General features: G+C 62.8%; 20 protein-coding genes and 1 tRNA gene. 15 read left to right on the top strand and 6 right to left on the bottom strand.

The features are described 5' to 3' along the window. Window positions 1–6: 6 nt before the first annotated feature. Entirely contained in the window at window positions 7–753 is a 747-nt protein-coding gene (locus tag N511_RS0115875; RefSeq protein ID WP_027680214.1) for a Nif3-like dinuclear metal center hexameric protein, read from the top strand. 12 nt (window positions 754–765) lie between these two features. Here N511_RS0115875 and mscL read toward each other — a convergent pair whose 3' ends face one another. Continuing rightward, on the bottom strand, window positions 766–1194 hold the full coding sequence (gene mscL, locus N511_RS0115870) for a large conductance mechanosensitive channel protein MscL (RefSeq protein WP_027680213.1): 429 nt from the start codon (window positions 1192–1194) through the stop codon (window positions 766–768). Window positions 1195–1439: 245 nt separating this feature from the next. Here mscL and petA point away from each other — a divergent pair, with 245 nt between their 5' ends. From petA to N511_RS0115840, 6 genes are all read left to right on the top strand, one after another. Next, the gene (gene petA / locus N511_RS0115865) at window positions 1440–2048 is read left to right on the top strand and encodes a ubiquinol-cytochrome c reductase iron-sulfur subunit (RefSeq protein WP_009241960.1); all 609 of its coding nucleotides are present in this window, start codon (window positions 1440–1442) and stop codon (window positions 2046–2048) included. Then, entirely contained in the window at window positions 2048–3451 is a 1404-nt protein-coding gene (locus N511_RS0115860; protein WP_027680212.1) for a cytochrome b, read from the top strand. The genes petA and N511_RS0115860 overlap by 1 nt, the downstream gene beginning before the upstream one ends. Before the next feature lie 37 nt (window positions 3452–3488). Next, window positions 3489–4232, top strand: coding sequence for a cytochrome c1 (locus N511_RS0115855; protein ID WP_027680211.1), 744 nt, complete (start codon window positions 3489–3491; stop codon window positions 4230–4232). Window positions 4233–4382: 150 nt separating this feature from the next. Then, window positions 4383–4994 carry a glutathione S-transferase N-terminal domain-containing protein gene (locus N511_RS0115850; protein WP_004634649.1) on the top strand — a complete coding sequence of 204 codons (612 nt, stop codon included), beginning with the start codon at window positions 4383–4385 and terminating at the stop codon, window positions 4992–4994. Window positions 4995–5066: 72 nt separating this feature from the next. Beyond that, window positions 5067–5564, top strand: a complete 498-nt coding sequence (locus N511_RS0115845) for a ClpXP protease specificity-enhancing factor (protein ID WP_027680210.1) — start codon at window positions 5067–5069, stop codon at window positions 5562–5564. 29 nt (window positions 5565–5593) lie between these two features. Next, window positions 5594–5669 (top strand) — tRNA-Thr (locus N511_RS0115840). Between the two features lie 73 nt (window positions 5670–5742). Here N511_RS0115840 and N511_RS0115835 read toward each other — a convergent pair. Beyond that, complete coding sequence (locus N511_RS0115835; protein ID WP_051530957.1) at window positions 5743–5967, bottom strand: hypothetical protein; 225 nt, start codon at window positions 5965–5967, stop codon at window positions 5743–5745. A gap of 572 nt (window positions 5968–6539) precedes the next feature. Here N511_RS0115835 and N511_RS0115830 point away from each other — a divergent pair. The 7 genes from N511_RS0115830 (at window position 6540) to N511_RS0115800 (ending at window position 14632) form a co-directional block, all read left to right on the top strand. Continuing rightward, entirely contained in the window at window positions 6540–7934 is a 1395-nt protein-coding gene (locus N511_RS0115830; protein ID WP_027680208.1) for a carbohydrate porin, read from the top strand. 224 nt (window positions 7935–8158) lie between these two features. Further along, a complete protein-coding gene (locus tag N511_RS0115825) occupies window positions 8159–8365 on the top strand; it encodes a hypothetical protein (RefSeq protein WP_027680207.1) in 207 nt (68 codons plus the stop codon). 31 nt (window positions 8366–8396) lie between these two features. Then, window positions 8397–10040 carry an Nramp family divalent metal transporter gene (locus N511_RS0115820; protein ID WP_027680206.1) on the top strand — a complete coding sequence of 548 codons (1644 nt, stop codon included), beginning with the start codon at window positions 8397–8399 and terminating at the stop codon, window positions 10038–10040. A gap of 635 nt (window positions 10041–10675) precedes the next feature. After that, window positions 10676–11629 (top strand): ubiquinol oxidase subunit II, encoded by a 954-nt coding sequence (gene cyoA / locus N511_RS0115815; protein ID WP_102067474.1) that lies wholly within the window; start codon window positions 10676–10678, stop codon window positions 11627–11629. Between the two features lie 9 nt (window positions 11630–11638). After that, the gene (cyoB, locus tag N511_RS0115810) at window positions 11639–13618 is read left to right on the top strand and encodes a cytochrome o ubiquinol oxidase subunit I (protein WP_027680204.1); all 1980 of its coding nucleotides are present in this window, start codon (window positions 11639–11641) and stop codon (window positions 13616–13618) included. Between the two features lie 3 nt (window positions 13619–13621). Continuing rightward, window positions 13622–14263, top strand: coding sequence for a cytochrome o ubiquinol oxidase subunit III (cyoC, locus tag N511_RS0115805; RefSeq protein ID WP_027680203.1), 642 nt, complete (start codon window positions 13622–13624; stop codon window positions 14261–14263). Then, a complete protein-coding gene (locus N511_RS0115800) occupies window positions 14264–14632 on the top strand; it encodes a cytochrome o ubiquinol oxidase subunit IV (RefSeq protein WP_027680202.1) in 369 nt (122 codons plus the stop codon). Window positions 14633–14683: 51 nt separating this feature from the next. Here N511_RS0115800 and N511_RS24315 read toward each other — a convergent pair whose 3' ends face one another. Beyond that, window positions 14684–15814, bottom strand: a complete 1131-nt coding sequence (locus N511_RS24315; RefSeq protein WP_197032063.1) for a winged helix DNA-binding domain-containing protein — start codon at window positions 15812–15814, stop codon at window positions 14684–14686. Window positions 15815–15938: 124 nt separating this feature from the next. On the opposite strand from N511_RS24315, the gene ettA reads away from it, so the two are divergent. After that, window positions 15939–17606, top strand: coding sequence for an energy-dependent translational throttle protein EttA (ettA, locus tag N511_RS0115790; RefSeq protein WP_009241971.1), 1668 nt, complete (start codon window positions 15939–15941; stop codon window positions 17604–17606). Here ettA and N511_RS0115785 read toward each other — a convergent pair. From N511_RS0115785 to N511_RS0115775, 3 genes are all read right to left on the bottom strand, one after another. Beyond that, the gene (locus N511_RS0115785; RefSeq protein WP_027680201.1) at window positions 17603–17827 is read right to left on the bottom strand and encodes a CDGSH iron-sulfur domain-containing protein; all 225 of its coding nucleotides are present in this window, start codon (window positions 17825–17827) and stop codon (window positions 17603–17605) included. The genes ettA and N511_RS0115785 overlap by 4 nt on opposite strands. A 9-nt stretch (window positions 17828–17836) precedes the next feature. After that, the gene (locus tag N511_RS0115780) at window positions 17837–18325 is read right to left on the bottom strand and encodes an aminoacyl-tRNA deacylase (RefSeq protein WP_027680200.1); all 489 of its coding nucleotides are present in this window, start codon (window positions 18323–18325) and stop codon (window positions 17837–17839) included. Between the two features lie 158 nt (window positions 18326–18483). Then, window positions 18484–18795 carry a hypothetical protein gene (locus tag N511_RS0115775; RefSeq protein ID WP_027680199.1) on the bottom strand — a complete coding sequence of 104 codons (312 nt, stop codon included), beginning with the start codon at window positions 18793–18795 and terminating at the stop codon, window positions 18484–18486. Window positions 18796–18854: the final 59 nt, after the last annotated feature.

The following is an 18854-nucleotide window of genomic DNA, read 5'->3' as shown; positions in this document are numbered from 1 at the left end:
GTCCAAATGGATCGAAAAGAACTTGAATTGTACTTGAACGACCTGTTGCAGGCGCCCCGTTTTCGGGACTATTGCCCCAACGGTCTACAGGTGCAAGGGCGCGAAACCATTACGCACATCGTGACGGGGGTCACGGCCAGCCTGGCCTTGATTGAGGCCGCCATCGAAGCGCGTGCCGACGCCATCCTCGTGCACCACGGTTACTTCTGGAAGGGTGAGGACGGCCGTGTCGTGGGCCAAAAGCATGCGCGCCTGAAGCAACTCCTGGCACACGATCTCAACTTGTTCGCGTATCACCTGCCGCTCGATGCGCACCCTGATCTGGGTAACAACGCGCAGTTGGGCGCGTTGCTCGGCATCACGCCACAAGGCCGGTTCGGCGACGATGAACTGGGCTGGATTGGCGCGCTTCCCGAGGCGACCACGCTAGGCGCTTTCGCGCAGACGGTGTCGGCAAAGCTGAATCGGGCGCCGCTCGTGATCGGCGACGACAATCGTCCGGTGCGTACCGTCGGCTGGTGCACGGGCGGTGCTCAAGGCTGGTTTGATGCCGCCGTGGCCGCCGGTGTGGACGTGTATCTGAGTGGTGAAGCGTCGGAGCAGACCACGCATCTGGCGCGTGAATCGGGTGTGGCCTATATCGGTGCCGGCCACCACGCCACCGAGCGCGGCGGCGTGCGAGCTCTCGGCAATCATCTCGCCGAGCGTTTTGGCGTACATCACACCTTCATCGATATCCCGAATCCGGTGTGAAGCCCGCTCCAATTACGACTTGTTCTTGAGGCTGTCGCGAATCTCGCGCAGCAGCTGGATGTCTTCCGGCGTTTCGGCGGGGGCCGTCGGCGGGTTGGCATCGATCACGCGCGTGACGGCGCGCACCATCAAGAACACGATAAACGCCAGAATCAGAAAATTGACCGCCACGGTGATGAAGTTGCCGTAGGCGAAGACTGGCACGCCGGCCTTCTTCAGATCAACCAAGGTATGAGGCACGCCCGCGGGTGCCTCTGCCAGCTGGATGAACAGATTCGAGAAATCCAGCTTGCCAACAATACGGCTGATCAGCGGCATGATCAGATCATTGACAAGCGAATCGACGATTTTGCCGAACGCCGCGCCGATGATCACGCCCACCGCGAGGTCGATCACGTTGCCGCGCATCGCGAATTTCTTGAAGTCTTGCATCAGTGCCATCGGTTTTCTCCGGATTGTTTGATTCGAGACAAACGGTCAAGCTAGCGAACGGTTGACCTGAATTGTTGAAAGCGAGGTTGCAAGAGACATGCCGAAGCCTTGCCTGGACTGGGCTGGCGGGCAATCGGTGCGTCCACTATATCCGCAACGGACGCCCCCCGCGACCGCTACCGTTGGCCAGGTACGCTCGGGTATAATTTTTGGTTGACGCGAATCTATCTTGATTTCTCACCCTGGGGTCTTGAATGAGTGACCAGCAAAACGTGGACAAGGGTCGCCGCAATCTATTGATTGCGACGTCCGTGGCTGGTGGTGTGGGAGGGGTTGCAGTTGCGGCCCCTTTCGTTTGCACATTCGCACCATCTGAAAAAGCCCGTGCAGCGGGCGCGCCCGTAGAGGCGGACGTGAGCGACCTGGCCCCGGGCCAGATGAAGGTGGTGGAATGGCGCGGCAAGCCGGTCTGGCTGCTCAAACGCACGCCCGACATGCTGGAATCGCTCAAGAAGACCGATAACGAAGTCGCCGACCCCAAGTCCGACGTGCCCTTCACCATGAAGACGCCGGACTACTGCAAGAACGAAACCCGCTCCCGTGCCGAGCATAAAGACCTGCTGGTCGTGGTCGGCATCTGCTCCCATCTTGGCTGCTCCCCGTCCGGTCCGTTTCCCGCAGGTGCCAACGTGCAGCTTGCCGGAGACCCCGGCTTCGTCTGCCCGTGCCATGGCTCCACGTTCGACCTGGCTGGCCGCGTGTTCAAGAACAAGCCCGCGCCGCAGAACCTCGACGTTCCGCCGTACATGTTCCTGTCCGACACGAAGCTGGTGATCGGTAAAGACGAGAAAGGAGAGGCTTGATCATGGCCGAGAAGAAGGTGGAGACAACCGGGCTGCTGGGCTGGATCGACGCACGCTTCCCGGCATCGGAGCTGTGGAAGGCGCATCTGTCCGAGTACTACGCGCCGAAGAATTTCAACTTCTGGTATTTCTTCGGGTCGCTGGCGCTGCTGGTGCTGGTGATCCAAATCGTCACGGGCATCTTCCTGGTGATGAACTACAAGCCGGACGGCACGCTCAACGCCGCCGGCATCCCCGTCGCCTATGCGAGCGTGGAGTTCATCATGCGGGAGGTGCCGTGGGGCTGGCTGGTGCGGTACATGCACTCGACCGGCGCGTCGGCGTTCTTCATCGTCGTGTATCTGCACATGTTCCGCGGCATGCTGTACGGCTCGTACCGTAAGCCGCGCGAGCTGGTCTGGATCTTCGGCTGCCTGATCTTCCTGTGCCTGATGGCCGAAGCCTTCATGGGCTATCTGCTGCCGTGGGGCCAGATGTCGTATTGGGGCGCGCAGGTCATCGTGAACCTGTTCTCTGCCATTCCGCTGATCGGCCCGGACCTGTCGCTGTGGATCCGGGGTGACTACGTGGTGTCGGACGCGACGCTGAACCGCTTCTTCTCGTTCCACGTCATCGCCGTACCGCTGGTGCTGCTGGGCCTGGTGGTGGCGCACATCATCGCGCTGCACGAAGTGGGTTCGAACAATCCGGACGGCGTCGAGATCAAGGCCAAGAAGGACGAGCGCGGCATTCCGCTCGATGGCATTCCGTTCCACCCGTATTACTCGGTGCACGACATCGTCGGCGTGGCGGTGTTCCTGTTCATCTTCAGCGCGATCGTGTTCTTCGCGCCGGAAATGGGCGGCTACTTCCTGGAAGCCAACAACTTCATCCCGGCAGACTCGCTGAAGACGCCGCCGCACATTGCGCCGGTCTGGTACTTCACGCCGTTCTACTCGATGCTGCGCGCGACCACGTCGGACTTCCTGCCGTGGCTGTGGGGCTTCATCGCAATCATGCTGGGGCTGCTGTTCGTGCGCTCCAAGAGCATGAAGGTCAAGGGCGTGGCGGTGGCTGTGGCCGTGATTCTGGCGCTGGGCTTCGCGTTCATCGACGCGAAGTTCTGGGGCGTGGTCGTGATGGGCGGCTCGGTGGTGATCTTCTTCTTCCTGCCGTGGCTGGACCAGTCGCCGGTCAAGTCGATCCGTTATCGCCCGGGCTTCCACAAGACGCTGCTGATCGTCTTCGTGATCGCCTTTGCGGTGCTGGGCTACCTGGGCATTCAGCCGCCGAGCCCGGTCGGTTCGATCGTTTCGCAGATCGGCACCATTCTGTACTTCGCGTTCTTCCTCGCGATGCCGATCTGGAGCCAGATCGGGACCTTCAAGCCAGTGCCTGAGCGCGTCACGTTCACGCCGCACTGATAGAGCCCGCGCACAAGGACCCATGAAGGACACAAGAATGAAAAAGCTGCTTGCGATTTTCGCCTTGGCCGGTCTCGTGTTTGCCGCGCCCGTGATGGCCAATGAGGGCGGCGTGCCGCTCGATCCGGCGCCCAACCAGTCCAGCGACACGTCTGCGCTGCAGCGCGGCGCCAAGCTGTTCGTCAACTACTGCCTGAACTGCCACGGCGCCAGCGCCATGCGCTACAACCGTCTGCGCGACATCGGTTTGAGCGAGGAGCAGATCAAGCAGAACCTGCTGTTCTCGTCAGACAAGGTCGGCGACACGATGCACATCGCCATGGACCGCGAGGACGCCAAGAAGTGGTTTGGCGCTGTGCCTCCGGACCTTTCCGTGATTGCCCGGGCGCGCGGCAGCGACTGGCTCTACACCTATCTGCGCACGTTCTACCGTGACGACACGCGTCCGACCGGCTGGAACAACCTCGTCTTCGACAAGGTCGGCATGCCGCATGTGCTGTGGGAGCTGCAAGGCCAGCAAGTGCCGAAGTACGCCGAAGTGAAGTCCGAGCACGGCGAAGCCGAGAAGAAGCTCGTCGGCTTTGAGGTGTCGGTGCCAGGCAAGATGAACAAGGTCGAATATGACCAGGCGGTGGCCGATCTGGTCAGCTATCTGGACTGGATGGCGGAGCCCGCCGGCAACCTGCGCAAGCGCCTCGGTGTGTGGGTATTGTTGTTCATTGGCGTGTTCTTCGTGCTGGCCTGGCGCCTGAATGCGGCCTATTGGAAGGACATCAAGTAAAATCCGTGTTTTCCGGGCAAGGGCTAGGCCGGTGGAGAACTGGCTCTAGCCCTTTGCCTTTTCGCTTTTTGTGCCGTGGCGATGTCATTTGTCGTCACGGTTGTACCGTCATCGGGCCGCCCCCGGCCCATGCGCCAAGGAACTACAACCATGATGGTCTTGTACTCGGGCACCACTTGCCCGTTCTCGCAGCGTTGCCGCCTCGTCCTGTTCGAAAAGGGCATGGATTTCGAGATTCGCGACGTCGATCTCTTCAACAAGCCGGAAGATATCGCGGTGATGAACCCGTACGGCCAGGTGCCCATCCTGGTTGAGCGCGATCTGATTCTGTACGAGTCGAACATCATCAACGAATACATCGACGAGCGCTTCCCGCACCCGCAGCTGATGCCGGCTGATCCGGTGCAGCGCGCCCGCGCCCGCCTGTTCCTGTTCAACTTCGAAAAGGAACTGTTCACGCACGTTTCCGTGCTCGAGAACGAAAAGGGCAAGGCCGCCGAGAAGAACCACGAGAAGGCGCGTGCAGCCATCCGTGACCGCCTCACGCAGCTGGCTCCGATCTTCCTCAAGAACAAGTACATGCTGGGCGAAGAGTTCTCGATGCTGGACGTGGCGATTGCGCCGCTGCTGTGGCGCCTGGACCACTACGGCATTGAAGTGTCCAAGAATGCCGCCCCGCTGATGAAATACGCTGAGCGTATCTTCAGCCGTCCGGCGTATATTGAAGCGCTGACGCCGTCCGAAAAGGTCATGCGCCGCTGATCGCCGCCGGGTCGCTGGCCGTGCCCGGGCTGAGCCTGCGCGCGGCCGCGCCCAACGGTCACTGATTTCATCATGTCGGAAACTTCCACCAAGCCCTATCTGATCCGTGCAATCTACGAATGGTGCACGGACAACGGCTTCACGCCGTACATCGCTGTCTTCGTCGACAACAACACCAACGTGCCGCGCGAGTTCGTCAAGAACGACGAGATTGTGCTGAACGTGAGCTTTGACGCGACCAGCCAGCTCGACATGGGCAACGAGTGGATCACGTTCCACGCACGCTTCTCGGGCGTGTCTCGCAAGATCGAGGTGCCGATCGAGAACGTGCTCGCCGTGTATGCGCGTGAGAACGGTCAAGGTATGGCGTTCCCCGTGGAGCGCAGCACACCGACGACACAGGCCGCGACCGAACGCGAGAACAATCCGCCGCCCAAGCTGGCCGCGGTGGATTCGGAGTCGGCACCTGCGCCGGTCCCCGCCGAAGCGGAAACGGGCCCGGAAGATGAGCCGACACCGCCAAACGTGCCGCGCATCGGTGGAAAGCCCGCGCTAAAGGTCGTCAAGTAACGCGTGTTAGGTTAGAATCGCGTTTCTTTGCCGGCTTAGCTCATCTGGTAGAGCAGTTGATTTGTAATCATCAGGTGGCGGGTTCGAGTCCTGCAGCCGGCACCAGCATCACAAAACGGCCTCCCATGCGGAGGCCGTTTTCTTTTGTCCGCCCGTTCAATTTCGCGGGCTTCACGCTTCACCCGCGCCGAACCCAAATCACCTTGCCGCCCTGGATGCCGAGGTTGCGACGTTCTTCGCGGTAGTCCATGGTGCCGGGCAAGCCCTTGCCATTGCGTTCGCTGATGCGCCAGAGGCAGCCATTCAGCAGGGCCGTGGCGTCCTGTTCGGATTTGCCGACCAGGGCGTTGTCGGAAATGGCGGCCGCCTGACAGGTGGCGGCTTGAGCGGTGTGCTCGGTCATCTTGGATTCCCCTGCGTTTCTGGGTTGCTCTGGGCCTGCTGCCGAGCAGGCCGCCATGCCGAGGGTTGCCGCAATCGTGGTGAGGAGCGTTGCCAAGCGCGTCATAAAACCTCCGTGTGATATCGCAGTGGTGAGCGCCGTCGATCAGGCGCTCGATCGTCGCAGCAGTGTACCGACACAGGCTTGCGAGGCGCCTCATGCCGGGGTGTTGCCGCCGCGCAATGGGCTGTGCGACGCCCCCGAGAAAAGGCTTGCCGCCATCAACAACACTTTGTTACTCTGCGCCCCGTCATAGCTACGGAGTCAATCTCCATGGACAGTTGTTCTAGTCGATCTTCGATCGCACATTGAACGGCTAGACAGTCTCGGCGCACCGTTTTTGCGCCTCACCACTGCCTAGCCGTATTGCACGGCGGGTAGTGGCGCTTGCGTGGGTTCTCTGCGTAAGTCCCTTCCTGAATTCGATTGTTGTATCCGGCACAGCCATGTGGCTGCGTGCGTTTGCGCGCGCCATCGCAAGGCGCGGCCGGCGTTTGCCTACGTCCGTCGGAGAAGCGGGCGGGGGAGGTCTCATGCTGTTCTTCTCGATGCTGCAGTACGTCTGGGTGGCAGCGCGTCCGCTGGTTTGGGTTCGCTTGCTGGCGGGGGCGGCGGCCGTGGTGTCGGCCATGTCGGTGGCGCACGCGGCGGATGACCTTCCGCGCATTGCCGGCGGCGACTTGGATGACCGCTTCGGCTTCCATGGCCAGACCACCTATGTGTGGCAACGCAAACCTGCGTTCGATGCTGCGTACAGCGGCGACAACAGCCTCGGTGCTGCGCGCGCCAAGAGCTATTCCTTCACGGCCACGCTCGACCTAGGGATGCGCTTATGGAAAGGCGCCGAATTTCACGTGAACCCCGAGGTCGCGCAGGGCGTTGCGTTCTCCGAGCTGCACGGCCTGGGCGGATTGCCCAACGGCGAGCTGGCGAAGACGGCCGGGACGAATCCGACGCTGTACCGCGCCCGCGCTTTCCTGCGCCAGACGTGGGGCCTGGGAGGCGACACGGAAAAGATCGACGCCGATTTCAACCAGTTCGCCAACGTCGTCGACAAGCGCCGCGTAGTGCTGACGGCCGGCAATTTTGCGGTGCCCGATGTGTTCGATGCGGTGTCATATGCGCAAGATCCGCGCACGCAGTTCATGAACTGGTCGTTCATGGCGCATCCGTCGTTTGACTATCCCGCCGATGCGCGTGGCTACAACTGGGGCGTGGCGCTGGAGTACATCGACAGCGAGAACGGTTGGGCCGTGCGCGCCGGCCGATTCCTGCAGCCGGAGCAATCGAACGGCTTGCCGCTCGACACGCGGTTCCTCAAGCATTACGGCGACATCCTGGAGCTGGAGAAACGCTACACGGTGTTCGGCCAGGAGGGCACGGTGCGCTTGCTCGGTTGGCGCAACCAGGCGCGCATGGGCCGCTTCGGCGATGCGATGGCGCTGGGGGCGGCTACCGGCGCGGCGCCAGACGTCGGGCTGGTGCGCAAGGAGCACGCCAAGTTGGGCGTGGGCGTTTCGTTCGAACAGAAAGCCGGCGACGACCTCGGCTTGTTCGCGCGCCTGAACTGGTCGGACGACAAGACCGAAACGTATGCCTTTACCGAAGTCGGCCGAAGCGTGTCGTTTGGCGGGTTGCTGAAGGGCACAGCGTGGCGCCGCCCGAACGATGTGCTGGGTGTCGCCGTTGCGGTGAACATGCTGGGGCCTGATCACCGCGCCTATCTTGCCGCGGGCGGCAGCGGCGCGTTTCTTGGCGACGGCGGCTTGAACTATGGCCACGAGCGCGTGCTGGAAGTCTTCTACAGCCTGCAGATGACCAAGGCGCTGGCGATCAGTCCAGATTTCCAGCTTATTCAGAACCCGGGCTACAACCGCGACCGCGGGCCCGCCAAGTTCTTCGGCGTACGCGTCCACGCCGAGTTCTAACCGTAGGAGGACCCATATGGACAGTCCGAGTCGACCTTACCCAACGTCTTTTTCCCACTAGGCGAGTCCGCCGCACGGTTGTTCCCTGCTGCTGACTTGCCGCCCTGGCAAGGCAGCGGTGTCTGCATCGCTCCTTGATCGCTTCGATTCTGCCGCCGCGTGTGTGCAACGCGTGCGGCCATTGCTGCGTGCCACGCGGATGCGCACGCGGCGAGGAGTGTGTCATGCGCAAATTCAATGTTCCCGCCCGCCGTTTTTCGGCGATCGCACTGCCGTTCAGCTCGGTATTCGTGCAGCCGCGCGCTGCTGCACCCGAGCGCGCCGACGCCGTGCCCGCGACCTCCAACCGCCGGGCCGGTGACGGTGGTCAGCCGCTTTCCAACCATGGCTACGCCGCAGCGGCTGTGCGTCTGTCGCGCACGTACTGGTAATCCGACAACACCCAACCCAACGGAGGTCGATATGACCCAATTCGCTTCGGGCATCGACGCACCACCCCGTCATGCCGCACTCGACGACGCTCATGTGGGCGACATTCGCGGCGCGCTCGGCACCATCGCGCATCACGATACGGGCGCCCGTCACAGCTGGCGCGCGCGTCTGCGGACGCTGCTCGCCATCCTCGGGCCTGGGCTGATCGTGATGGTCGGCGACAACGACGCAGGCGCCTTCGGTACCTACACGCAGGCCGGGCAGAACTACGGCACCACGCTACTGTGGACGCTGTTGTTGCTCATCCCCGTGCTGTACGTCAACCAGGAGATGGTGCTGCGCCTTGGCGCCGTCACGCGCGTTGGCCACGCACGGTTGATCTTTGCGCGCTTCGGTAGGTTCTGGGGCAGCTTCTCCGTCATCGACTTGTTCCTGGTGAACGCGCTGACGCTCGTGACGGAGTTCATCGGCATCAGCCTCGCGCTGGAATACCTCGGGATCCCGCGGCACTGGGGCGTGTGCGCTGCCGCAGCGCTGGTCATGCTGGCGGCATCCACCGGCGACTTCCGCCGCTTCGAGCGCTTTGCGCTGGTGCTTGTGGCCGGCAGTCTCACGCTGATCCCCGTGTTTTTGATGGTGCATCCGCCGATGGGGCAGGTGGCGCGCCACTTCTTCGTGCCGGCGCTGCCCGCAGGCGCGCCGCTGGCCGAGGTGGTGCTGCTGATCATCGCCATCGTGGGGACGACGGTGGCGCCGTGGCAGTTGTTCTTCCAGCAAAGCTACGTGATCGACAAGCGCATCACGGCGCGCTTCATCCGCTACGAGCGTGCGGACCTTTGGCTCGGCATCGTCCTCGTGATTGCGGGCGCGGTGGCGATGATCGCCTTCAGCGCCCAGGCGTTTCACGGCACGCCGGAGTTCGGCAACTACACCGACGCGCTCGGCACGGCGCAGGGCCTGGAGCGCCACTCGGGCCGCTGGGCCGGTGTGCTGTTTGCGATTGCGCTGCTGGATGCCAGCATCATCGGCGCCTGTGCGGTGTCGCTGTCGACTGCGTATGCGATTGGCGATGTCTTTGCTGTGCGGCATTCGCTGCATCGCAAGCCGACGGAGGCCAAAGGCTTCTATGCGGTCTACTTCGGCCTGACGTTGTTGGCCGCCGGGCTGGTGCTGACGCCCGGCGTGCCGCTCGGTCTGTTGACCAATGCGGTGCAATCGTTGGCCGGCGTGCTGCTGCCAAGTGCGACAGTGTTCCTGCTGCTGTTGTGCAATGACAAGGCGGTGCTCGGCCCGTGGACGAACGGCCGCGCGATGAACATTTTCACGGGCGGTGTAGTGGCTGTGCTCGTGATGTTGTCCGTCATCCTCACGGCCGCCGTGCTCTTCCCGGGCATCGGCGAATTCGAGATCGGCGCCATCCTGCTCGGCGGGTCGCTGATCGCGGTGGTGATGTCGCTGGTGCTGTGGCGCATCGAGCGGCGCACGCACCGGCCGCCGCATCCGCAGCGTGTGAGCGTGTTGGATCGCGATCACTGGACGATGCCGCCGCTCGACCATCTCACGCCCGCCCGCTGGACACCGCTCAAACGCACATGGATGTTTGTGCTGCGCGGTTATCTCGTGGTGGCGGCCGGGCTGGTGCTGGTGCGCATCGCCGGGCTGCTGACTCAATAACGCCGTAAGGGGAAAGTGGAAGCGGGCCACCTCGGTGGCTCGCCTCCATTCCACGCTAGCGCGCACATTTGGGGACAACGTCGGCTGCGCGCCACTGTGGCTGATTGTCGCAGTGCAACAACAGGCACTTTCGATTTGCTTACCCGCAAAGCCACGTAAACCCTAGCCCTACGGCTCGGACATCACTTGTCAATCGACGTCGCTTTCTATTTGCCTGAGCAGATAGCGCGATCCGAAGCGCCGTCTGGCGGTAAGATCGCGCCCGCATTCCACTTCCAACCGCGCTCCCCAACGGGCGCATGACGTAGTGCCTGCTCCGACCTTTCACGCCCCCGATCTGTCGTCCGCCGCTTTGTGCGACGCGGCGGAGTTCGACCTCGCCCATGCCCGGCATGAGCGAAGTCCGCCTCGCCAACTGAGGGCGTTGGGTTCAGCTTCTCCCTGACCGGCGCCTGATGTGATCGAAGATCCGCTGCCGCACCTCAGCTGTATTCGGGGGCGCCGGTAGTTCGGTCTTCCCTCATTTCCCGCGTTTTTCCCCTTGTGGCCGCTGTCTGGGCTGCTGGGCTCCCGTGATGTCCGGAAGCATCGCCGGCGCAATTGTGCAAGACATGAAGAACACACTCGTTCCACATATGAAGCGGCTCCTCGCCGCAAGCCTCCCGCTCCTGCTGGCGGGCTGCAACCTGACGGTCCTGGACCCGAAGGGGATGATTGCGGCTGAAGAAAAGACGCTGATCCTGGTGGCGACCGGCCTGATGCTGCTGGTGGTCATCCCCGTGATCGTGCTGACGCTGGTGTTCGCGTGGAAATACCGCGCGTCCAACACCAAGGCCCGCTACGAGCCGGACTGGTCGCACTCCAACGCCATCGAAGCCGTGGTGTGGCTGATCCCGTGCCTGATCATCATCGTGCTGGGCGTGATCACCTATAAGTCCACGCACGCGCTCGATCCGTACAAGCCGATCGAATCGGATGTGAAGCCCATCACGGTCGAGGCCGTCTCGCTCGACTGGAAGTGGCTGTTCATCTATCCGGAACTGAAGATCGCGACGGTCAACCAGCTCGCATTCCCGGCCAACACCCCGATCAACTTCAAGATCACGTCCGACACGGTGATGAACGCGTTCTTCATCCCGCAGCTCGGCAGCCAGGTGTACGCCATGGCGGGCATGCAGACCAAGCTGCACCTGATCGCCAACGAGACCGGCGTGTTTGACGGCATGTCGTCGAACTACAGCGGCTCGGGCTTCACGGGCATGAAGTTCAAGGCCACGGCCATGACGAACGAAGAGTTCGACGCCTGGGTCAAGCAGGTCCGCGCCTCGTCGCAGAACCTGACCAAGGAAGGCTACGCCGAGCTGTCCAAGCCGAGCGAGAAGGTGCCGCCGGCGGCGTACGCATCGGTCGACCCGTCGCTGTATCACAGCATCCTGCACAAATACATGGGTGACTCGGACAAGGTTCTGACGCTCGATGAGGCGCTCGAAGGCGCCAACTGCACGACGGCCACGGCTGAGGCGGCAACGCGTCCGCTGCCGGTGCAGTCCGCCCTGCCTGCGCCCAAGAGCGCGGCCAAGAATTCCTAGGAGTTGACGATGTTTGGCAAGTTGAGTCTGGAGGCCATTCCGCTGCACGAGCCCATCGTGGTCGTGACGGTGTCGGCCATTCTGCTGGGTGGCGCGGGCCTGTTCGGCCTGATCACCTATCTCAAGAAGTGGACCTACCTCTGGAATGAGTGGATCACCTCGGTCGATCACAAGAAGATCGGCGTGATGTACTGCATTCTGGCCATCGTGATGCTGCTGCGCGGCTTTGCCGACGCCATCATGATGCGCTCGCAACTGGCGGTTGCCTCGGGCGGCGGTGCCGGCTATCTGCCGCCTGAGCACTACGACCAGATCTTTACCGCGCACGGCGTGATCATGATCTTCTTCATGGCCATGCCGCTGATGACGGGCCTGATCAACCTGATCGTGCCGCTGCAGATCGGCGCGCGCGATGTGGCATTCCCGTTCCTGAACACGCTGTCGTTCTGGCTGGCTGCTGCAGGTGTGGTGCTGATCAACGTGTCGCTGGGCGTGGGCGAATTCGCTCGCACCGGCTGGCTGGCGTACCCGCCGCTGTCGGAGCTGGCCTACAGCCCGGGCGTGGGGGTCGATTACTACATCTGGGCCTTGCAGATATCGGGCCTCGGGACATTGCTGACCGGCGTGAACTTCGTCGCGACCATCTTCAAGATGCGCGCGCCGGGTATGACGCTGATGCGCATGCCGATCTTCACCTGGACCGCCCTGTGCGCCAACATCCTGATCGTGGCTGCGTTCCCGGTGCTGACCGTGGCGCTGGCGCTGTTGGGTGCTGATCGCTACCTGGACATGCACTTCTTCACGAACGATGGCGGTGGTAACGCCATGCTGTACGTGAACCTGATCTGGATCTGGGGCCACCCCGAGGTGTACATCCTGATCCTGCCGGCGTTCGGCATGTTCTCGGAAATCGTCTCGACGTTCTCGCGCAAGAAGCTGTTCGGCTACACGTCGATGGTGTGGGCGACCGCCGGTATCACCGTGCTGTCGTTCCTGGTGTGGCTGCACCACTTCTTCACCATGGGCTCGGGTGCGAACGTCAACGCGTTCTTCGGTATCGCGACGATGATCATCTCGATCCCGACGGGCGTGAAGATCTTCAACTGGCTGTTCACGATGTACCGCGGCCGCGTCGAGCTGAACTCGATGATGCTGTGGACCATCGGCTTCATGATCACCTTCGTGATCGGCGGGATGACCGGCGTGCTGCTGGCTGTGCCGGGCGCCGACTTCCTGCTGCACAACAGCCTGTTCCTGATCGCTCACTTCCACAACACCATCATCGGTGGCGTGGTGTTCGGTTACCTGGCTGGTATCACCTACTGGTTCCCGAAGGCCTTCGGCTTCAAGCTGGACGAGAAGTGGGGCAAGCGCGCCTTCTGGTGCTGGTTCGTGGGCTTCTACACCGCCTTCATGCCGCTGTACGTGCTCGGCTTCATGGGCATGACGCGTCGTCTGAACCATACCGACAACCCGGCATGGCAGCCGTGGCTGATCGTCGCCGTGATCGGCGCCGCGATCATCGCCTGCGGTATCGCTTCGCAGCTCATCCAGATCTTCGTGAGCATCCGCAACCGTCATGCGCTGGCCGATCTGACTGGTGATCCGTGGGGCGGCCGTACGCTGGAGTGGGCGACGTCGTCCCCGCCGGCGCACTACAACTTCGCCCGCGTGCCGGTCATCCGTGACATCGACGCCTTTGCCGACATGAAGGCGCGCGGCGAGGTGCTGACGCAGGTTGCACCGAGCTACGAGAAGATCCACATGCCGAAGAACACCGGCGCAGGCTTCTTCATCGGCATGTTCTCGATCGTGATGGGCTTCGCGCTGATCTGGCACATCTGGTGGATGGCCGTGCTGGGTCTGGTCGGCATGATCGGCAGCTTCATCCTCCGCAGCAACAACGACGACATCGATTACTACGTGCCCGCTCACGAGGTTCACGAGACCGAGTCGGCCTACTTCCAACGTATCGGTTCGCAGGCTTAAACCATGGCTTCCAATGTTCTAGACGGTCACGCCGCGCACGGTCACGCGCACGGCCACGACCACGCGCATGACCATGCGCACCACCACGATGCCGCAGACACCAAGGTCTTCGGCTTCTGGGTGTACCTGATGAGCGACTTGATTATCTTCGCGTCGCTGTTTGCCACGTTCTGCGTCCTGCGCGGTGCGACGGCCGGCGGCCCGACGGGCAAGGAGCTTTTTGATCTGTCGTACGTGGCGATCGAAACCGGCATTCTGCTGGTGTCGTCCATCACCTACGGCATGGTGATGATCAGCCTGCAGAACGGCCGCAAGGATCAAGTGATGCTGTGGCTCGGCATCACCCTGCTGCTGGGCGCCGCGTTCGTCGGCATGGAAATCAACGAGTTCCATCACCTGATCGCAGAAGGTGCGGGCCCAAGCCGCAGCGCATTCCTATCGTCGTTCTTCCTGCTGGTCGGCACGCACGGCCTGCACGTGGCGAGCGGCATGCTGTGGATCATCGTCCTGATGTGGCAGATCAGCCGCAAAGGCCTGACCCCGACGCAATCGACCCGCCTGTCGTGCCTGAGCCTGTTCTGGCACTTCTTGGACGTGGTGTGGATCGGCGTGTTTACCGTCGTGTATCTGCTGGGAGCGATGTAAATGGAACAGACCAACGCAACGACCGCCATCGCCCACGACGATGCGCACGGTCATTCGGCTGGCGGCGCTGGCCATGCCACCGTCAAGGGCTACCTGATCGGCTTCGTGCTGGCGGTGATCCTCACGGCCATCCCGTTCAAGATGGTGATGGACGGCGGCTACTCGCATCAGACGGTGCTGGTGACGGTGATGGCCCTGGCGGTTGTCCAGATCGTCGTGCACCTGATCTATTTCCTGCACCTGGACGGCTCGTCCGCCCAGCGCTGGAACGTGATGGCCTTCCTGTTCACGCTGCTGATCCTGGCGATTGTCGTTGTCGGCTCGCTGTGGGTCATGCATAACATGAACGCCAACATGATGACGATGTAACGAGGCCCAGCCTCCGCAGCATCGGAAGGGCGCCCCATGCGGGCGCCTTTTTTATTGCGCGAAGCGGATGGTGTGCGCAGCGCAATGGGGGGCGGCAAAGGCCAGCAATTGCGCGCCTTCCTCCTCCAATGCCCTCATGTCCGGTTTGGCCGGCTTGGCAAAAGGTGACAGCGTGAGCGTGGCTTGCTCGCGCGCCATCTCCAGCTTCCAGGTGCCGGCGACAAAGCCGTCAATCAGCAGCGTCGGCGGCAGGATGCCGTTCTTCGTGTAGATCGCCCTCCGATGGTTATCGTCGAGAATGCGGGCACGGTCTGCATGTGCCAACAGCGCGCAGTCGAGTTCCGGGAGAAAACGTACCGGCGCTGGCGTGTCGGCATCGGGCCGTGGGGCGCGCGGCAGGTCGAACAACTCGACGCCGTGCTCGTCGACGAAGGCCTTCAGTTGAGGGCGTAATGTCTCGAACGCCGCCGACAGCCGGGTGAGCCCCGACCACGCCTGCATATCGGCCACCGAGGCGGGGCCGTAGCCGGCGAGGTAGCGCAGCACCAAGGCCCCGGCCGTGGCGGCGGGTTCGACGGCCTCGCCCAGCCAGTCGGCGACGGTGGTCTGCGTCGCTTGCCCCGAGCCACGCCACAGGCCGCGTGGTGGTACCTGCACGAGCGGTTCCAGCAACGGAATGGCACGCGCGAGCGCGGTCGCATCATGCCTGGGCCACAGCGGTTGCAGGCGTTCACCTAACTGCACGGCGGTCAGCGGGCCATCCGCCAACGCGGCCCGGCCCGCCGCACGCAATGCTGCGGGGTCGATGTCGGCGATGCTCTTGCCCGCGTTGCTGAAGGCCATGCGCTGCATCTGCGCCTCCAGTAGCGGGCGCAGCGCCTGGCAGTCGCGTGCGCTGGCCAGATGCAGCGTGCAGCGGATCATCGTGCCGCGCACGGCTTGGCGAGTGGTCAACAGCTTGTCGAGCGCCTCGGTGCGAAATCCCTCGAGCCGTGACCACAAACCGTAGTGCGGCGCCTGGGGAATTTGCGATTGCATCGCCACCAGCCGCTCGATCGCCGCCAACGGCGTCATGCGACGGCGACGCAGAAGCAACTGGCGGTCGAGTAGCGCGCGGTTGAGCGCGCGGCGGGTCAGCAGCGGGGCGGGGGGCGATGAGCGAGGCATGCCGTTATCTTGCACCGGATCGCGCCGATTGTGCCGCAAACGCCGCGCCGCCTATCCGCGATTCGCGCCCGGCGCGGGCTGTCCCTTTGCTACACTCCGCGGGTTCCCAATTTCATGCGTTTCCCCCCGCTTCTACGCCATGTCACAGTACGTTTTCACCATGAACCGCGTGGGCAAGATCGTTCCGCCCAAGCGTCAGATCCTCAAGGACATCTCGCTGTCGTTTTTCCCGGGCGCCAAGATCGGTGTGCTCGGCCTGAACGGCTCGGGCAAGTCGACCGTGCTGAAGATCATGGCCGGCCTCGACAAGGACATCGAAGGCGAAGCCACGCCGATGCCCAACCTGAACATCGGCTACCTGCCGCAGGAGCCGCAGCTCGATCCCGCCAAGACCGTGCGTGAAGAGGTCGAGAGCGGCCTGGGCGAAGTGATGGATGCGCAAAAGCAGCTCGAAGCCATCTACGCGGCATACGCCGAGGAAGGCGCCGACTTCGACAAGCTCGCCGAAGAACAGGCGCGCCTCGAAGCCATCATCGCCGCCGGCTCCGGTGACAACGTCGAACTGCAGCTGGAAATTGCCGCCGACGCACTGCGCCTGCCGCCGTGGGATGCCAAGATCGAGCACCTCTCGGGCGGTGAAAAGCGCCGCGTTGCGCTGTGCAAGCTGCTGCTCTCTCGCCCCGACATGCTGCTGCTGGACGAGCCGACCAACCACCTGGATGCGGAATCGGTGGACTGGCTGGAACAGTTCCTCACGCGCTTTCCTGGCACCGTTGTGGCCGTCACCCACGACCGTTACTTCCTCGACAACGCCGCCGAGTGGATTCTCGAACTCGACCGCGGCCATGGCATCCCCTGGAAGGGCAATTACAGCTCCTGGCTCGATCAGAAAGAGACGCGCCTGAAGCAGGAAGAGTCGAGCGAATCGGCGCGCCAGAAGGCGCTGAAGAAAGAACTGGAATGGGTGCGCCAGAACCCGAAGGGCCGCCAGGCCAAGTCGAAGGCGCGTCTGGCCCGCTTTGACGAGCTGAACAGCCAGGAATATCAAAAGCGCAACGAAACGCAGGAAATCTTCATCCCGGCCGGCGAGCGTCTGGGCAATGAAGTCATCGAGTTCCAGAACGTCAGCAAGAGCTATGGCGATCGCTTGCTGATCGACAACCTGAGCTTCACGATTCCGCCGGGCGCGATCGTCGGCATCATTGGCCCGAACGGCGCCGGTAAGTCGACGCTGTTCCGCATGATCACGGGCAAGGAGCAGCCGGATTCGGGCACCATCAAGATCGGCCCGACGGTCAAGCTGGCGTACGTTGACCAAAGCCGCGATGCGCTTTCCGCAGACAAGACCGTCTTCGAAGAGATCTCGAACGGCTCGGACATCCTCACGGTGGGCCGCTATGAAACGCCGTCGCGGGCCTACATCGGCCGCTTCAACTTCAAGGGTGGCGATCAGCAGAAGCACGTCGGCACGCTGTCGGGCGGTGAGCGCGGGCGCCTGCATCTGGCCAAGACGCTCATCTCGGGCGGCAACGTGCTGCTGCTCGATGAGCCGTCGAACGATCTCGACGTCGAAACGCTGCGTGCGCTGGAAGATGCGCTGCTCGAGTTCGCCGGCTGCGTGATGGTGATCTCGCACGATCGCTGGTTCCTCGACCGCATTGCCACGCACATCATCGCGTTCGAAGGCGATTCGCACGTTGAATTCTTCCCGGGCAACTACCAGGAATACGAAGCCGACAAGAAGAAGCGTCTGGGCGAAGAAGGCGCCAAGCCCAAGCGCATCCGCTACAAGCCCGTTACGCGTTAAGCAGGCGCATCGGGCACAGGCGCGTCGAGGTTGCTGTCAAACTCGACGCGCTTGTGCGAGCCGTCACAGAACGGCTTGTTCAACGCGTGCCCGCAGCGGCACAGCCATGCCTGGCCTTCTTCTACGGCCAACTCGCGCCCGCTCTGGGTGGCGATCCGGAAGCTTCCCTTGAGGTGATACGGCCCGTTGTTGCGGACCGTGACGACAACGTCCTCGGCCACGATGTGCCCTCAGAAAAGGATGCCCTGCATGCGGTACGCGAAGTGGGCGGGTTTGGCGTCGCGCATCAGGGCCATGAACTGATCCATGTCCATATGCACCACGTTTTCGTGGTCGCCGGCTTCGAAGTAGACGTCGCCGTGGGTCATCAGGCTGCTGTCGATGTAGGTCGGCATGCCGTACGCCATGCCCACGGGCGGCACGGCGCCGGCATCGCAGTCCCGGAAGACTTCGCGCAACTCCGATTCATCGGCCAGCGTGAGATCCAGGCGGCCCGATTCCTTTTGCAACTCCGCCAGATGCAGGTGATATGTCGATGGCAACACGGCCGCGACATAGCCGAGCTTGTCTTCGAGCAGTAGCGTCTTGGCGAGACGATCGCCGGGAACGTGCGCTGCCCGGGCCGTTTCGGTGCTGGTATGGGTATGCGGATGACGAATCACCTCGTAGAGGCAACCTTTGCTGCGCAGGCAGCCGTCCAGTGTGCTGGAGATCGACATGGCGTCCTCCCTGTGCTGTGCGGCCGGCGGCGGGATTGCAGGGGCCGCTACGTCAGCATAGGTCGGTTTGCAGATTGCGCAGGCATTCGAGCGCGCAAAAGCAACGGGCCGCTCAGTGAGCGGCCCGTGTGCCAATCAGCGTCTAATCGCGCGAGGCGTTAGCGGTCCCAGCCGCGATGCCAGCCGTGATCGTGGCGCCATTCGCGTTCACGCCACTCGTGACGGCGCCATTCACGCTCACGCCAGTAGTCGCGGTCGCGGTAATAGCCGCCATAAACAACCGGGGCAGGCGCATAGACCGGGGCCGGGCGATACACCACCGGCGGCGGTGCATAAACCGGTGCCGGGGCCACATACACCGGCGCGGCAGGTACGCCGATCGCCACGCCGACGTCCACATGCGCCAGCGCCGCCGTCGAGGCGCACAGCGCGGCGCCACCCAAAACGAATGCGAGCAGTGTGCGTTTCATGATGCTTCTCCTTACGGTTGCGAGGCCGGGGCTGCGGTGCCGTCGACTTCGTGTATCAA

The organism is Ralstonia sp. UNC404CL21Col (assembly GCF_000620465.1).
Taxonomy (GTDB): Bacteria; Pseudomonadota; Gammaproteobacteria; order Burkholderiales; family Burkholderiaceae; genus Ralstonia; species Ralstonia flatus.
Note: the sequence above shows the minus strand (reverse complement) of the source record. Positions and strands in the feature narration are given on the sequence as shown.

Bases quoted from the DNA above. Each gene is read 5' to 3' on its own strand.
- N511_RS0115875 (WP_027680214.1), top strand. From the start codon at position 7: ATGGATCGAAAAGAACTTGAATTGTACTTGAACGACCTGTTGCAGGCG.
- mscL (WP_027680213.1), bottom strand. From the start codon at position 1,194: ATGGCACTGATGCAAGACTTCAAGAAATTCGCGATGCGCGGCAACGTG.
- petA (WP_009241960.1), top strand. From the start codon at position 1,440: ATGAGTGACCAGCAAAACGTGGACAAGGGTCGCCGCAATCTATTGATT.
- N511_RS0115855 (WP_027680211.1), top strand. From the start codon at position 3,489: ATGAAAAAGCTGCTTGCGATTTTCGCCTTGGCCGGTCTCGTGTTTGCC.
- N511_RS0115850 (WP_004634649.1), top strand. From the start codon at position 4,383: ATGATGGTCTTGTACTCGGGCACCACTTGCCCGTTCTCGCAGCGTTGC.
- N511_RS0115845 (WP_027680210.1), top strand. From the start codon at position 5,067: ATGTCGGAAACTTCCACCAAGCCCTATCTGATCCGTGCAATCTACGAA.
- N511_RS0115835 (WP_051530957.1), bottom strand. From the start codon at position 5,967: ATGACCGAGCACACCGCTCAAGCCGCCACCTGTCAGGCGGCCGCCATT.
- N511_RS0115830 (WP_027680208.1), top strand. From the start codon at position 6,540: ATGCTGTTCTTCTCGATGCTGCAGTACGTCTGGGTGGCAGCGCGTCCG.
- N511_RS0115825 (WP_027680207.1), top strand. From the start codon at position 8,159: ATGCGCAAATTCAATGTTCCCGCCCGCCGTTTTTCGGCGATCGCACTG.
- N511_RS0115820 (WP_027680206.1), top strand. From the start codon at position 8,397: ATGACCCAATTCGCTTCGGGCATCGACGCACCACCCCGTCATGCCGCA.
- cyoA (WP_102067474.1), top strand. From the start codon at position 10,676: ATGAAGCGGCTCCTCGCCGCAAGCCTCCCGCTCCTGCTGGCGGGCTGC.
- cyoB (WP_027680204.1), top strand. From the start codon at position 11,639: ATGTTTGGCAAGTTGAGTCTGGAGGCCATTCCGCTGCACGAGCCCATC.
- cyoC (WP_027680203.1), top strand. From the start codon at position 13,622: ATGGCTTCCAATGTTCTAGACGGTCACGCCGCGCACGGTCACGCGCAC.
- N511_RS0115800 (WP_027680202.1), top strand. From the start codon at position 14,264: ATGGAACAGACCAACGCAACGACCGCCATCGCCCACGACGATGCGCAC.
- ettA (WP_009241971.1), top strand. From the start codon at position 15,939: ATGTCACAGTACGTTTTCACCATGAACCGCGTGGGCAAGATCGTTCCG.
- N511_RS0115780 (WP_027680200.1), bottom strand. From the start codon at position 18,325: ATGTCGATCTCCAGCACACTGGACGGCTGCCTGCGCAGCAAAGGTTGC.
- N511_RS0115775 (WP_027680199.1), bottom strand. From the start codon at position 18,795: ATGAAACGCACACTGCTCGCATTCGTTTTGGGTGGCGCCGCGCTGTGC.